Source organism: Paenibacillus sp. GCM10027630, assembly GCF_042676305.1.
Taxonomy (GTDB): domain Bacteria; phylum Bacillota; class Bacilli; order Paenibacillales; family NBRC-103111; genus Paenibacillus_S.
The window spans coordinates 1-14,842 of record NZ_JBHTGY010000056.1; the positions used below are offsets into that span (position 1 = coordinate 1).

Below are 14,842 nucleotides of genomic sequence, written 5' to 3' on the forward strand. Positions count from 1 at the left end.
CTGGCTTTTAACACCTAGATTGAGCTTTGCGAGAACACTATTGAGAAATAGGGTGTATGGATTAAAATTTGAGAGATATTGAAAGCGCTTAATTCGACAGCCTGATCATTTCCATGTATAGGGTCAGTAGAGCGATTGGAGGGTATAATTAACAGGAGTTTTTCCAGTTACTGTTATTGCTATTTATTCAACCTCTACTAATAGGATCTTTCGGTCCGCATGTTTGAGCGCTTCCCGCACACTAAGAGGGGACAGCACTGTTTCGGCAACGAATTGGCGGACTGCGGATTCATCGGTCTTGCTGTATTCCCGCAGCGTCCACCCTATTGCTTTCCGCAGGAAAAACTCCTGCGAATGTGCTGTGCGGCGAATATAGTCGAACAATAGAGCGCTGTCGGTTCGGCTCTTATAGCTCAGCTGAAACAGAAGAGCACTCCTCTGCAGCCACATGTTGTCGGACTCGATCCAGCGTTCCGTATAGATAGGGATCAGATCCGGATATTTGGTGAAGTGGGAGCCGATAAGCCGGCTTGCCAAGGTATCGACAGTGTCCCACCATGAATGGGTGATGACCAGCTCTTCCAGCAGATCGATTGCTGCTGGATCGAGCTTCTTGAGCTGTTTTTCGAGCAGCTGTAAGGCTGCGTAGTGGAACTCACGCTCGGGAAGCTTCCACACCTCACGGATAGTGTTGGTTAATTCTTCACCCTGCGGTGGTACGCCGTGTTCCTGGATGAAGCCTTTAACCAGTGCCACGCGCTCTGGGGATTTGATGCCCAGGAATGGGAACAGATGGCGCATATAGGCTTCCATGGGGCCTGCCTTGTCCAGGTTGGCATGGGCCCTTAGATGGGTTTCCAGAAGATTGGAATATGAAAGGGACAATCGAATCAACTCCTTTTTTAACTTATTCTAATTAGCATTCTACTCATATTGGAAGAAAGCATATGAGATGCATGTATCGATACAACTTGCTGGTAAGGTAATGTTCAAACTAGCTGGCTAGCCCTATGATCAGCCGGTGCAGTTTTGATAACTAATCGCTTTGGATGCCCGGTCTGGGGCGGCATGAGGATTGAAACCAATCCCAAATCGCTTGCACAGTAGTCTCCATGTTGGGGACGCCATCTATGTTGAGATAAGGGCTGCTTTCCCTGAAATAATCGGGATGACCGCCGATGACGGGGATATGAACAATGGCAGTGGGAGCGAACTGCTTCCAGCTCCATGTGGTCAATCCTCGCTCATTTCGCTGCCACCCGCTCCAGCTTCCCAGCCGGGTTATCAGGTCGGAGGATTTGCCTTTGGCGTTGAGCGCCCCGGCGTACAGGACGGACTCCCGCATCCATTCAGGGATCGGGCACTTCGGTGAGCCGATCTGTACGATGCGGTGAGGGAAGGGCCGGCGTGGGCCGGCGCCGAACCGACCGTTAGCCCTGCCGCCAACAGCCCCGCCCGCATCCGCGAGAATCTGCACGGCGTGCACGGCGGCCACGCCGCCGCCGCTGTGCCCGATCAGCAGCGGCAAGCTGTCTTCGCCGCGCGCCTTGATGGCGGCCGCAACACGCTGCCCGCCGATGGAGCGAAGCGGGCGCGTACGCGCGCGCCACAGGTCATGGCTCATTTCGCGGAGCTGACTGGACAGCTTCCGGCTCCAATCGCCATAGGGAAAGAGCAGCTCGGATTGCACCAGCCATCCGTCCTGCAGGAGTCGGGCTTCCATCGTCTGCCGCAAGCCTTCCATGAACAGCGGGGCGGTAGCTACACCCGCCAGCAAGTATAGCGTTATTTTCCTGTTGGCTAAGTCCATATGACTGAAATCTCCCTTATTAGCGTCACGGCATCCTCCACAATCATCCTCTTTATTGGCAACTTTTTACCTTTGCGCTGCGTCATTGTATACTAGAGAGGCAACTACAACAGGGATAGGATGGTTGATTTATGAAATTATTTGCAAGCTTGAAGCCAGCAGCGGTTCTTCTCCTAGCAGGAGTCCTTATTATATCTGCCGCAGGCTGCGGCAGCGATCCGAAAGCCCCACCGTCAGGCGCTGGCACAGGTGATAGTAATGCTCCTAAGACTGCTGTGGATCCAGCCAAAACCTCTGGAGCTGCGCAGCCGGTTCAAACCGATTCACCCGCAAAGACCGGTTCACCGGCAGCACCATCACCAGGCGCAGCAGATCCTGCCAAGCCATCGACACAGCCAATTACATCTTCGCCGAAGCCGGCAGATACTGGCGGGAAGGGCCAGGCCGTCCAAGTTGCAGCTAATCCTGCAGATAAAACCGTACTTGTAAATAAAACCTATAAATTGCCTGATAGCTATGTACCTCAGGATTTGGTCGATCCTAATGTTCCTTTTATTTTCAAGGAAAAAACGGAAAAACGCAAATTGCGCAAGGAAGCGGCTGCCGCTTTGGAGAAGCTGTTTAAAGCAGCGAGTGACGATAAACTGCCTTTATCGGGCGTTTCCGCTTACCGTTCCCATGAAACCCAGAAAACCGTATATGCGAATTATGTTAAGAAGGACGGGGAGGAAGCAGCCAACAAGTACAGCGCCAAGCCGGGACATAGTGAGCATGAGACAGGTCTGGCTATCGACGTTGCGGGCATCTCAGGGAAATGTGCGGCTTCTGATTGCTTCGCAGCTACGAAAGAAGCCAAATGGCTGGATGAGAATGCGGCGGAGTTCGGCTTCATCATCCGATACCCGAAGGGGAAAGAGTCCATCACGGGCTATCAATATGAGCCATGGCATTTGCGCTATGTAGGCACGGAGATGTCCAAGGAAATAGCTAAGCGGGGCGTAACAATGGAGGAATATTTAGGGCAAGCGGTTCCTGTAAATAAACAGTAAAGCCTTATAATCCCTCACTTCAAATAAACGCTGATATTATAAAAATAAAAAGTTGGCCCTTTCACTATTAAGGTGAAGAAGGGGCCAACTTTTTGTTTTGTAACAAGGAAATAAACTCGCCTTAGAAGCAGCTTTTAGGCAAAACGGTAGTAAATTAAAACAAATGAGGACAGGACAAATATAAAATTAAGGGAAACAAACACCATCTGATCCAGCTTTGTTTTATGCATTTTGATAGGAGGTTTATAGAAGCTGACGCCTTCAATAATGAAGATGAGCAGCACGACGTGAATCATGAAATGTCCGACCAATTCAGTCATGCCGAACAGCATCGTTGTTGATACGAAAATACCTGTTAACACAAGGGAGAGCAAACGATTGAGTATGCCTACTACAAGCAGATAGCCGACAACAAATTCAATGAACGCCGCCATCACGACAAACGCCTCAGGTGCGAAGCCGAATGTTGGCACACTATGCTGGTGGATAATATCAATAGCCAGCGCTGGATACACCCACTTTTCCACCGCAACCCAGCATAGCGACAATCCGGTACCAAGGTAGAGGAACGGGAAGCCTAGCGCAGAAGCCTTCGTTTTGTCCACAAGCAGGGTGCAGGCAATAGCCAGATAGAAGCCGTAATCCAGCATATGGAATAAACCGACCTTCACCGTCAAATCGATTAATAAATACAAAATGACGAGCGCCGCTGCTTTGGTAGCATAATGTTGAGGTATAAGCAGCAGTACGATCGCGACCCACAGAAGGACGGTCTGGAGCTGAGTTTGGATCGAAAATTCGGGTACGAATAGAGAACCGGACAACACTTGAATCGTCAGTGCAGCTGCCAATCCGTATTTAAGAATAAGGATCGAATATTTACGCAGCTGATCCAATTTGTTGTCGGCCGCTTGCATGAGCTTCCATTCACTTAATGCCGGTAAAATTTGTGCTAACAAGGCAAGCAGCACAGCGACCATAATTGCAAGAAACATAAATAGGGGAGAAATAATATGGATAATACTCTCCTTCTGAGGGGGAAGCTCCGTGAACCACTTTACGTGTGCTTCCGCAGTCAACGGTGCTCCAAATCCGGCTGCGATGCCTATAAGGAGTAAGATGATAAGGGCTCTCACAATATCTTCCTTTCAAAAAATACAAATAGATTCATAGATTTTAATGTTACCCCAATCACCCTGTTTACTCAAGCGTTCAAGCAGCCAGGTCACGACAATTTTTCCCACTTGGCCCACATTTCCCGCGGATTTAGCTCATAAATTTCACTTTCCCTGTACATAAATTGATGCATAATAAATTCCCTGCGGATCGTTGCGAAGTCGCTATGGAACTTTTTAATAAATTCATTAAGCTCCTGCTCGCTATACTTCCGGCCCTTTTCCAATTGGGATACCAGATGCTCGAGAACGATCAGCTTTTTCTTGAGCTGTGCAGGAATATGCTTCAAAGTGCCTTCTGATGTGAAAAAGTTTCGAATAACGGATTCCATGAACAGTTTGCTTGATTCATCCAACGTACCGGCACCCCCTTCGGAATGAGCTTGCTTGTAGATCAAATCTAAGGCTGCCTGGGCATTATTCTTAATAAAATAATGATTCAGGGTAAAGTAAATCGTATTCTTGTCTCTGCGCTCATTAATCAGACTGGCTTCCCGAAGCTTGGCTGCGTGATGGGTAATAGTAGCAGGGGAGAGACTTAGTTTCTCCGCAAGAACTTGACCGTTCAGCTCCCCTTCAGAGAGCAGAATCAATATTCTTATTCGGGTCCGATCAGCTAGCGCCTTATGGTAGTTAACAACTTTATCTAACTGCATAGTTTCAAAACACGCCCCTCTCTTGAATTCCAATTGAATCAAAAGTTCTAATTTAATTATTATCTAATTAGATGTTAATTAAATTAGTATTTTTTGTCAATAGTATTTCGCGCTTTGTAATAATTCCCTCGTAATGATCACATAGTAAACTGGTAAAAGCTGTGGGAACATCGCCAAGGAGGTTATAAGTATGACAATATTAACTAGTCCACAAATTCCGCAACCCAAAACATACGGTCCGCTTGGCAACCTGCCTCTGATCGACAAAGAGAAGCCCGTACAATCGATGGTCAAGCTTGCCGAGGAGTTCGGTCCCATTTTCAGAATGGAAATGCCTGGGAGATCCATGGTTATTATATCGGATAATGAGCTGGTGGCTGATGCATGTGATGAATCGCGTTTTGATAAAAAGGTGCATCCGGCTTTAATGAATGTTCGCGCATTTACGGGTGATGGGCTGTTCACGGCTCATACCGAGGAGCAGAATTGGCAGAAGGCGCATCATATATTGCTGCCGAGCTTTTCACAGCGGGCGATGCAGGGCTACCATACGATGATGGTCGACATCGCCTTGCAGATGATCCAGAAATGGTCACGCTTGAACCCGGATGAGAGCATCGATGTTCCGGAGGATATGACGAGGCTGACGCTGGACACGATAGGTCTCTGCGGCTTCAATTACCGGTTCAACAGCTTTTACAGGGAGGAGCCGCATCCCTTTATTACGAGCATGGTCCGCTCGCTGCATGAAGCGATGAGCCAACTCCAGCGTCTCGGGTTGCAGGACAAGCTGATGGTGCTGACGAAGCGCCAATTCCGGCATGATATTCAGTCCATGTATACTTTGGTCGATAAGCTGATAGCCGAGCGCAGAGTACAGGGAAGCCAAGGTGTCGACGATCTGATGTCGCACATGCTTGAGGGAATCGACCCGGAAACCGGAGAGGGCCTGGATGACGAAAATATCCGCTACCAGATTATTACTTTTCTGATAGCCGGGCATGAAACGACAAGCGGTCTACTGTCTTTTGCGATCTATTATTTGCTGAAAAATCCGGAAAAGCTGCAAAAGGCTTACGAAGAAGTGGACCGCGTCATGACAGGGCCTATTCCCAGCTATGCGCAAGTTCGCGAGCTGCGCTACGTCCGTATGGTGCTGAGCGAAGCTCTGAGGCTGTGGCCTACGGCTCCCGCTTTCTCGCTATATGCGAAAGAGGATACGCTGCTGGCAGGCACTTATCCGATGGCGAAGGGCGAGGCCGTGACTGTGCTTATCCCACAGCTTCATCGTGATAAGACTGCATGGGGTGAGGATGTCGAAACATTCCGGCCTGAGCGATTCGAGGATCCTAGCCGGATACCTCATGACGCCTACAAGCCGTTCGGCAATGGCCAGCGAGCATGCATCGGACAGCAGTTTGCGCTGCAGGAGGCAACGCTTGTGCTCGGGATGGTGCTGAAGCAATTTGAGCTGATTGATCATACAAATTATCAGCTTAAGGTGAAGGAAGCGTTGACACTGAAGCCGGACGGCTTTACAATCCGCGCCCGTCCCAGAGCGTCTGCCGCTTCCAGCACGGTAGTGCTCCCGGGAGCAGCAGTTGCTTCATCGGCAACAGCTGTACTGCCCAAGGCGGAGCAATTGAGTGATGCTGCCGCTGGAGTACAAGCCCACAATACGCCGCTGCTCATCCTGTACGGCTCGAACATGGGCACGGCCGAGGGCATTGCAAGAGAGCTGGACGATGCGGCCAAGCTGCAGGGCTTTCACTGCAACGTTGCAGCACTGAACGATAGAGCGGGCAAGCTGCCGAAAGAAGGAGCGGTGTTTATCGTAACCGCATCCTACAACGGCAAGCCTCCCAGCAGTGCCAGAGAATTCGTGCAGTGGCTGGAAGATGCAGAAGCCGGCGAGCTGAACGGAGTGAAGTATGCGGTGTTCGGCTGCGGCGATCACAACTGGGCGAGTACCTACCAGCATATTCCGCGCCTGATCGATGAGCAGCTTGCCGCCAAAGGCGCAACCCGTCTTGCCCAGCGAGGCGAAGGGGATGCCAGCAGCGATTTCGAGAAGCAGCTCGAAGACTGGCGCTCCCGCCTGTGGCCCGAGGTAATGGGGCAGCTCGGCTTGCAGCTGAACGTTAAGACTGACAGCGAGCGGAGCACGCTTACGGTCCAATTCGTCAGCGGTTTTGTCGGTAATCCGCTGGCAGAATCCTATGAGGCGGTGCACGCCAAGGTATTGGAAAACCGCGAGCTGCAGGGAGCTGGCAGCGGACGCAGCACACGCCATCTGGAGATTGCACTGCCGGAAGGCATTGCATATCATGAAGGCGATCATCTTGGCGTGCTGCCGTGCAACCGTCCAGAGCTGGTGGATGAAGTGCTGCGCCGTTTCCGTCTGAACGGTAACGACCATCTCATCCTCAAGGCGAGCGGACGCAGCGCCGCACACCTGCCGCTAGACCGCCCCGTAAGCCTGCACGATCTGCTGTCACACAGTGTAGAGCTGCAGGAAGCGGCGAGTCGCGCCCAGCTGCGAGAGCTGGCGGCGTACACCGTCTGTCCGCCGCACCGCAAGGAGCTGGAAGCTATGCTTGCCGAGGAGGTCTACAAGGAGCAGATACTGAGCAAACGGATCACGATGCTTGATCTGCTGAATCAATATGAGGCATGCGAGCTGCCGTTCGAACGGTTTATCGAGCTGCTGCCGCCGCTGAAGCCTCGCTATTATTCGATCTCCAGCTCACCGCGTGTCCAGCCGAATCAGGCAAGCATTACGGTCGGTGTTGTACGTGGACCGGCTCTGAGCGGACGCGGCGAATACCGGGGTGTAGCATCGAACCATCTTGCTGCGAGCGAAGCAGGGAAGGATATAGTGATGTTCGTGCGGACACCGGAGTCTGGCTTTCAACTGCCCGATGATCCCCAAACGCCGATCATCATGGTTGGTCCCGGAACAGGTGTGGCGCCATTCCGCGGCTTCCTTCAAGCACGAAGCGCCATGCAGCAAGAAGGGGCGAAGCTGGGAGAGGCGCATCTGTTCTTCGGCTGTCGCAGCGATGCGGACTACTTATACCGCGAGGAGCTGGAGCGGTTTCAGCAAGAAGGGATTGTGACGCTGCACTGCGCTTTTTCACGCAAAGCAGATGAAGCGAAAACATACGTCCAGCATCAAATGGGGCAATGCGGCAATGAGCTGATCGCAATACTTGATGGCGGAGGAAGACTCTATGTATGCGGGGACGGCAGCCGGATGGCGCCGGATGTGGAAGCTTCACTTGAACAAGCGTATGCAGCAGCTCATGGCGTCGATGAAAGCAAGGCGAAACAATGGCTGGACAGTCTGCAGAAAGACGGTCGCTACACCAAGGATGTGTGGGCGGGAGCGTAGATACACATGGATAATTTACCGTATCGTATATAAAAGAACAGTCCAAAAGCCCTCCGAATAATGAGAGGGCTTTAGTATTGTCCAAGCTTATAATACATTCTAAGGGCTTAGATTTGTGTTAATAGACAATTATTAACTCCCCGATTGTACAATACATCTGATATTAGTCAGATTCATGACAAATAGGGTATACTTGGTTTGTATTTGCATCATAAATGGAGGAGCGATAAGTTTGGAATTTTCAGCAGATGATGTTGCCGGATGGATGATAGAGGAAGTGAAGTTTGCCGGGATACTGTATCAAAGTGACGCTGTAGAACGGATTAAAGCTAAATTTGGCGAGCATTTTATTTATGTGAATGAAAATGGGAATCCGTCCATATCCAAGGATGTCAAAAAAATATTCAAAAAGCTGCATGGTGGAAGGGTAGCTTGGGATAGGGACGGATTCTTCTGGGGCTGGACTTAATTTATTGAATTATTATCAGTCTTATTCCTGTTCTGTCAAAATAATCGGACCGTCCGCGGTAATAGCAATGGTATGCTCGTATTGTGCGGACAATCGGCCGTCGGCCGTTCTTGCCGTCCAGTTATCAGAGTCGATAGTCATTTCATAAGTACCTTGGTTAAGCATAGGCTCAATGGTAATAACCATACCTTCTTTGAGCCTGAAGCCTTTACCTGGTTTGCCGGTATGTGGGAAGTTAGGCTCCTCATGCACAGACCTTCCAACCCCATGTGCTAATAGATCGCGAACTACAGAATAGCCGTTACGTTCGGCATGCTGCTGTAAAGCGTGCATCACATCTCCAATTCGATTGCCAACTACCGCGTGCTCAATTCCAATGTAGAGACATTCTTTGGTTACTTCCATCAAGCGTTTGGCTTCCTCGGACACATCTCCTACGGTGTAGCACCAAGCCGAATCACCTACCCAGCCATCAGCAATTGCGACAATATCGATCGTGAGGATGTCACCGTTCTTCAAAGGGACTTTGCTCGGGAAACCATGGGCAATGACATCATTGATGGATGCGCAGGTTGCGAATTGGTATCCCATAAAGCCTTTGGTAAATTGGCTTCCTCCCATTTCTGTAATTCGATTTTCAACGTAATCGTTAATTTCGAGTGTAGTCACTCCTGGCTTGATCATAGGAGCAATTTCTTTATGGCAGGCCGCGACAATTTGCCCGGCTTTTTTCATTTGTTGAATTTCATCAAGCGTTCTGAGAGTGATCATATGTCATACCTCCAAAATTCCTTTTATTAACACATCTGCTGTAAAGTTAGCGTCAAACCGTTGGTTGTCATGTCCGGAATAAATGCTGAAAGCTCCAATCAGCGCACCGAGCAGCGTGTTAGCAGTCCGATGAGGATCGAGCTTGTTGGGCAGCTCCTGCAAGCTAATGGCTTTTTGAATTAGAGTAACTACAGGCATATAAATAAATTTCTCGAATCGATCGTTGTATGCTTGCTGAATATCCGGTTCAAACATAGAAAAGTTCTCTGAAGCCTTCTTGTAAATGGCAAAAGCCGCCCGGCTCTTCGTCCAGCTATCGGGTAAGCATCTCAGATAAGTATGTAGCATGGACAGGGGGGACTGCGGCGCATTAAGCTGTTGGGCTGTTTCCTCCGCGGCGCTGAAGCCGGATTCCATAATATCGTGAATCAGCAGATGTTTGTTATTGTAGTAATGATATACCGTTCCATAGCCTAATTGGGCTGCCAGGGCTACATCTCTAATATCCAGGTTCATGCCGTTTCTTATAAAAAGTAATTCAGCTGTTTCAATAATTTGCAGTTTTCTGCGCTCTCTGATTTCATCGTTCTGTTCCTTGGTTCTGGGAGACATGGCTTCACCGCCTTTTTTATTTAGACCTGCAAAAATGTCGATAATAAAATAATACAGAAGTTCGATGACAATTTCAAGCCTTGCTGACAAAAGAAAGAAGCTTCCGTAGGCTCATTAGCCCATAGGAAGCTGATTTAAATAAGTCTGTCCAAACCAATGGCGCTGATCATCATTCTTTCTTTTTTGCTGCCGAGCAGCTTCTGCGACCAGTCAACAAAGCCCCCATCGCCTATATTTACTTCTTGTCCTTTTAGAGTAACCGTAACCGTAAACTGCAGTCCTTTATAGTATTGATTTGAATTTTCATCCGTGTTTACTATAACGGAAATTGCTGGAGCGGCTTCTTGGAGATGTTCACTTAATCTTTGAAGGAGCCCTTCGCTGTCTGTATAACCGTCACGACGGTTTAATTTCACGGTTACATCGGTATGATATAAGGATGAAAAAATACTTTGATAAACTAATATATGTTCCAAAAGCGTCTGTTTTTCAAATGAATAGGAACCTTTGTCCTTTCCGGAGCTAACCATTGCGTATAAATGAAAATGTGGGAGTAATCCGGGTCTATTAAAATTTTGGGCTCTTACATGCCGGTGTGTGGTGCTGAATCTTAAGGGATTCACTTCATTAGCTGCCTTTTTTTCCTTTAATAAATCACAGATATGTAAGGCTAATAGATTGGTGGCATCGGCTACCACCTCGGTTCCTCTTAATGCAGATATGATTTTATTCTGATCGGAAGTTGCGACTACAGAGCATGAGCCTAGTGGAGCGACGGGCGATAGTTGAATGGCTTGGTAGGAGGCTTGCTGCGCGATTGTAAGAATATGAAGCTCCAGCCGCTTAAGGGCGAGGGGATCCAGTTGTGCAGGCTGGACAAACCGGTTCGTTGAATAAGCTCTCAGCAAGTCGGCATACGATGTATCCAGAGTTCGTTGTCTGAACAGTTCGAGCAGCAAGGTGTTTAAGTCTGATAAGGATAGCTCTTTACTGAGTACGTCTAAAAGCTCCTGATTTCCCAGTTCGTCTAATATGCGCTTGACTGCTTTACTTGTTGGATTCATACCATTCACCGTCTCCTTTTAATAGTATATCGAGAAGTTAGTTTGTGCAGCCCTTTTTGCTGCGGATTGGTCATTAAACGAGATCGTAGGCGTCTCAACTCTATTATCCATTTTGTGGTAAAATATTGGCAACATAATTTATCTGGATGGTGATACTAATGGGGAGCAATGGATTGGATATATGTGAGTCAAAGCCTTCGAAAAGAACCCACTCCGCTCACAATTTGGTTGCTAGACATGTGCCACTTGATTGAGAGTGGCTGCTTCTTCTTCAGTCGCGTTCAAATGAATATACATTCCAAGGGCTATAGCCACTTTAATCAGTGTGTCAACTCTAGGAATTTGTGAACTGTTTTCCAGTCGTGCTACCTGTGCTTGAGAAAGACCGGCCTTCTTGGCAACTTGATCTTGGGTTAATCCAAGCATTTTTCGCCGTCTGACAATATCAGCAACCATATGTGCGATTTGGCGAATCGTTTCCGCTTCAATTGAATTTTCACCGATTTCTTCCATAAAATCATCGAACTTCATTGTCTTTCCTCCATTTATATATCAGACTTCTAGTTTTTAACAGTCAATGATTACGCTTATTCCAGTCATCCCTTAATTGTATAACTTTTTTGATTTGCATTGTTGGAGTTTTCTGCGTTTCCTTTCGGAAGTGATTTAACCACGCAATTAGCAGGAAATTGTCACGTTATTTTCCCAAAAAAATAGCGTTCCAAGCCCTATAACTGGAATTTCTCCTGCTAATTCTACGGATTTTGGCTGATCTCATCCCTATCACCTAGATTAGCAGGAGCTTTTCCAGTTAGAATGATTTCAAACCATATTAAGGCTAGATTAACGGGAGGATTTCCATCTATCGTCTTTCTTTCGGCAGCTGTAAGAATATCCTGGTCTCCTTTACGATGCAAAGCAACCTTTGAACATCTATTCTCGCGCCATCACTTAAGCAAAATTAGAAAGGGCATTTCCACTTTAAATTCCTGTAGGGGCCAAGAAAACGCCTTTGCACAAAAAGGAGCGCCTCTGATACGATGGGGTTGCAATGGGGCAGTGCCCTTAAAAGCCCATCACATCATCCTAGGAGGACGCTCTTCTATGAAGATTAATCGACCTTCTTTTTTTGGAAAAACATAACCCTGTATTTATCAGTACGTAGTTCCCATATGTCATCAGTTATACTTTGGCGATTTCCTCAGGAGCATATGTACCCTCCAATTTGATACGTTCTATGCAATAATGTATCTGATTAAGTACAATTCTGGCATCCTTTATTCCCTTATCTTTACGATGTTTTTGTTCACGAAGCCAATCTTTCAGATCTGAATTACCATCCTCATCTTCATAAATCTCAACTTCATACACAGTCGAAATGACCCCTTTATATCTATTTTATATGGATGAATTATGCCGATTATGATATATATTATATCATAATCGGCATAATTCATCCATCGGTTTATCTATTTTTATTGTCCTACTCATTAGTAGCTTTTCATTCAATCATTGACTCCTCACCGCTCGGTGGGGACCAAATTTTGCGTCAAGGAAAAGTTCATTAAGTTTAACAGTTTTTATGTAAATACAGATTAGCTCTGGTATTCTTCAATAAAATTTTGTACAGTCAGTTACATAACAAACGCACACAAGCTCGGAAAGAAAGGGTGACCCTTAGTGAATATATTAATTATTGAAGACGATCCCAGCATTCAAATGCTGCTTAAATTAAGCTTAGAGGTTGAAGGCTTCCATTCCATAGTTGCAGGCACAGCAGCGGCAGGCATGAGGGAGCTTGATGATCAGCAGCAGCCGATAGATCTGATCTTGCTTGATTTAATGCTGCCAGACCGTTCAGGGTTCGAGCTTTTGCAAGCGCTCCAGCTACAATATAAGTCAATTCCCGTAATCGTGCTGACTGCGAAAAATGAGATGAATGATAAAATACTCGGCTTTCAACTGGGCGCAGACGATTACTTGACCAAGCCTTTCGAGACAAGGGAGCTTATACTTCGTGTACGGGCGGTCATGAGACGGATGAAGGCGACTGCAGCCCCCCTGTCCGAAACTATTCAAATCGGGCTGATTGAAATTGACAAGGGAGAGCGGAATCTGCTGGTCGCGGGCTCCTATGTCAAAACGACCAGCAAAGAGTTTGATTTCATGTGGCTGCTGTGCACCAATCCGAAAAAAGTGTTCACACGCGAGCAAATATTAGATCAAGTGTGGGGCTTTGAGTATTACGGCCAGACGCGTTCCGTTGATATGATGGTTAACCGTTTGAGGGAAAAAATGAAGCCTCATGACCATTTGGTGGCAACCGTACACGGCACAGGCTATAAGCTGGAGGTATAAGCGATGGGCTTGCGAAATAAGCTGTTTCTCCAGCACACGGTCACCATCATCATGCTGCTTACGGCGATGTATTTTATCGTGAATTATACGCTTAGCAAAAGCATGATTGAACGCGACACTCAAACTTTGAGCCAATATTTTGCGCTGCACCGGATTGAGGCTTTAAAAATTGTTAATGATAAAAAGATCAATATTGAGCAATTGTTTTCAGGTGCCTATGCACCGCTCATTGCTTCCCATCTGGCCGCGAACAGCAACTTTCAGGTACAGCTATTTGCGTTGGATGAAACGATTGTCGGCAATAGCGGCGATAAAGAGAATTTGCTTAAACGCAGTGATATCGAGACTGTGCTCAAAGGCGAGACAGCGACGGTTATAACGGAGGCGGCGGATACTCAATATTTAATTTATTCAGCCCCATTCAGATATGAGGGCAAGATTGTGGGCGGCTTTCGTTATTTGCTCGATTTGAATCAGCATGTGCAGACACAGAAACAAATGCGATATTGGTTTATCGGAGTGGCTCTTGTTTGCTTATTGATTTCCCTACTGGCGAGCTACTCCTTTTTTTCCATCCTGATGAAGCCATTGCAAGATTTGCAGCAGGCGCTTAAGCTTGTATCCGTCGGTAATTTCAGCAAAAAAATTGTCGTTAATAGTCAAGATGAAGTGAGGGAGCTGGCTGCAGACTTTAATCATATGTCTGATGCGCTACAACAGCATATTGAGCTGCTGCATTATGAGCAAGGCAAACAAAAGACGTTTTACGACAATATGACGCATGAGCTAAAGACACCGCTGACCTCGATCATCGGGTTTTCCGATTTGATTGCCAAGATGGATCAATTGGATGATATCAAGACCTGCAATATGTACATTCGCAAAGAGAGCGACCGCTTGTTAAACATGGTAGAGGATCTTTTGCAAACTTCTCTTAAAGGAAATGAGATTTGGCGGGTTAAACTCGAGCAGGTAGACCTGTCGGCGATTCTCTCAGACAGCCTGAGGATTTTAGAGCCCACTATTCAAAAATCATCTATCATCACAAATCTGCAAGCGGACGCCAGCGAAGTTTATTTGGATCCGAAGCTTACGCAGCAGGTGTTGTTTAATGTTATTGACAATGCCATTAGACATGGGGAATGTACGCATCTGGATATTAGGCTGGAATGCTGCGAGGGAGAAGGCCGGGTACATATTGTTGATAACGGCAGAGGTATTTCGGAGCAGGACAAGCAGACCTTGTTTCTTCCCTCTGAATATAAGCAGGACCGTATTATATCAGCGCAATCGCATGGGCTTGGTTTACCGCTGTGCAAACAGTTCATGGAGCTGCAGGGCGGCAGTATCCTCATCACAAGTCAGGAGGGGAAAGGGACGGAAGTGCAGCTGAGATTTAGTACATTGCCACCCTTATAAGTCCCATGTAAGCGCTTGTTACAAAATTGATACAAACCTATGATTTTTTTGAGATAAAAGGAGGG

At 47.4% G+C, this 14,842-nt stretch carries 14 protein-coding genes; 5 read left to right on the plus strand and 9 right to left on the minus strand.

What is annotated here, in order from left to right; all coding sequences use genetic code 11:
• Positions 1–183: 183 nt before the first annotated feature.
• Both ACFQ0C_RS27225 and ACFQ0C_RS27230 read right to left on the minus strand, forming a co-directional pair.
• Complete coding sequence (locus tag ACFQ0C_RS27225; RefSeq protein WP_379371337.1) at positions 184–894, minus strand: DNA alkylation repair protein; 711 nt, start codon at positions 892–894, stop codon at positions 184–186.
• Positions 895–1,036: 142 nt separating this feature from the next.
• Positions 1,037–1,810, minus strand: coding sequence for a hypothetical protein (locus tag ACFQ0C_RS27230; protein WP_379371339.1), 774 nt, complete (start codon positions 1,808–1,810; stop codon positions 1,037–1,039).
• 131 nt (positions 1,811–1,941) lie between these two features.
• Here ACFQ0C_RS27230 and ACFQ0C_RS27235 point away from each other — a divergent pair, with 131 nt between their 5' ends.
• On the plus strand, positions 1,942–2,859 hold the full coding sequence (locus tag ACFQ0C_RS27235) for a M15 family metallopeptidase (protein WP_379371341.1): 918 nt from the start codon (positions 1,942–1,944) through the stop codon (positions 2,857–2,859).
• A 134-nt stretch (positions 2,860–2,993) separates the two neighbouring features.
• Here ACFQ0C_RS27235 and ACFQ0C_RS27240 read toward each other — a convergent pair whose 3' ends face one another.
• Together ACFQ0C_RS27240 and ACFQ0C_RS27245 are read right to left on the minus strand one after the other, a co-directional pair.
• On the minus strand, positions 2,994–3,995 hold the full coding sequence (locus ACFQ0C_RS27240) for a DoxX family membrane protein (RefSeq protein ID WP_379371343.1): 1,002 nt from the start codon (positions 3,993–3,995) through the stop codon (positions 2,994–2,996).
• An 89-nt stretch (positions 3,996–4,084) separates the two neighbouring features.
• Positions 4,085–4,690, minus strand: a complete 606-nt coding sequence (locus ACFQ0C_RS27245; protein ID WP_379371345.1) for a DUF2087 domain-containing protein — start codon at positions 4,688–4,690, stop codon at positions 4,085–4,087.
• 190 nt (positions 4,691–4,880) lie between these two features.
• Here ACFQ0C_RS27245 and ACFQ0C_RS27250 point away from each other — a divergent pair, with 190 nt between their 5' ends.
• Both ACFQ0C_RS27250 and ACFQ0C_RS27255 read left to right on the plus strand, forming a co-directional pair.
• The gene (locus ACFQ0C_RS27250) at positions 4,881–8,084 is read left to right on the plus strand and encodes a bifunctional cytochrome P450/NADPH--P450 reductase (protein ID WP_379371347.1); all 3,204 of its coding nucleotides are present in this window, start codon (positions 4,881–4,883) and stop codon (positions 8,082–8,084) included.
• A 232-nt stretch (positions 8,085–8,316) separates the two neighbouring features.
• Positions 8,317–8,553 (plus strand): DUF6953 family protein, encoded by a 237-nt coding sequence (locus tag ACFQ0C_RS27255; RefSeq protein ID WP_258214110.1) that lies wholly within the window; start codon positions 8,317–8,319, stop codon positions 8,551–8,553.
• Positions 8,554–8,574: 21 nt separating this feature from the next.
• On the opposite strand, the gene map is transcribed toward ACFQ0C_RS27255, so the two are convergent.
• The 5 genes from map to ACFQ0C_RS27280 form a co-directional block, all read right to left on the minus strand.
• Positions 8,575–9,324 (minus strand): type I methionyl aminopeptidase, encoded by a 750-nt coding sequence (map, locus tag ACFQ0C_RS27260; protein ID WP_379371349.1) that lies wholly within the window; start codon positions 9,322–9,324, stop codon positions 8,575–8,577.
• A gap of 3 nt (positions 9,325–9,327) precedes the next feature.
• Entirely contained in the window at positions 9,328–10,026 is a 699-nt protein-coding gene (locus tag ACFQ0C_RS27265; RefSeq protein ID WP_379371351.1) for a TetR/AcrR family transcriptional regulator, read from the minus strand.
• Positions 10,027–10,070: 44 nt separating this feature from the next.
• The gene (locus ACFQ0C_RS27270) at positions 10,071–11,000 is read right to left on the minus strand and encodes a hypothetical protein (RefSeq protein ID WP_379371353.1); all 930 of its coding nucleotides are present in this window, start codon (positions 10,998–11,000) and stop codon (positions 10,071–10,073) included.
• Positions 11,001–11,231: 231 nt separating this feature from the next.
• The gene (locus ACFQ0C_RS27275; RefSeq protein WP_379371356.1) at positions 11,232–11,531 is read right to left on the minus strand and encodes a helix-turn-helix domain-containing protein; all 300 of its coding nucleotides are present in this window, start codon (positions 11,529–11,531) and stop codon (positions 11,232–11,234) included.
• Positions 11,532–12,182: 651 nt separating this feature from the next.
• Positions 12,183–12,371, minus strand: coding sequence for a hypothetical protein (locus ACFQ0C_RS27280; protein ID WP_379371358.1), 189 nt, complete (start codon positions 12,369–12,371; stop codon positions 12,183–12,185).
• Between the two features lie 309 nt (positions 12,372–12,680).
• Here ACFQ0C_RS27280 and ACFQ0C_RS27285 point away from each other — a divergent pair, with 309 nt between their 5' ends.
• Together ACFQ0C_RS27285 and ACFQ0C_RS27290 are read left to right on the plus strand one after the other, a co-directional pair.
• On the plus strand, positions 12,681–13,358 hold the full coding sequence (locus ACFQ0C_RS27285) for a response regulator transcription factor (RefSeq protein ID WP_379371360.1): 678 nt from the start codon (positions 12,681–12,683) through the stop codon (positions 13,356–13,358).
• A 3-nt stretch (positions 13,359–13,361) separates the two neighbouring features.
• A complete protein-coding gene (locus ACFQ0C_RS27290) occupies positions 13,362–14,777 on the plus strand; it encodes a sensor histidine kinase (protein WP_379371362.1) in 1,416 nt (471 codons plus the stop codon).
• Positions 14,778–14,842 lie beyond the last annotated feature (65 nt).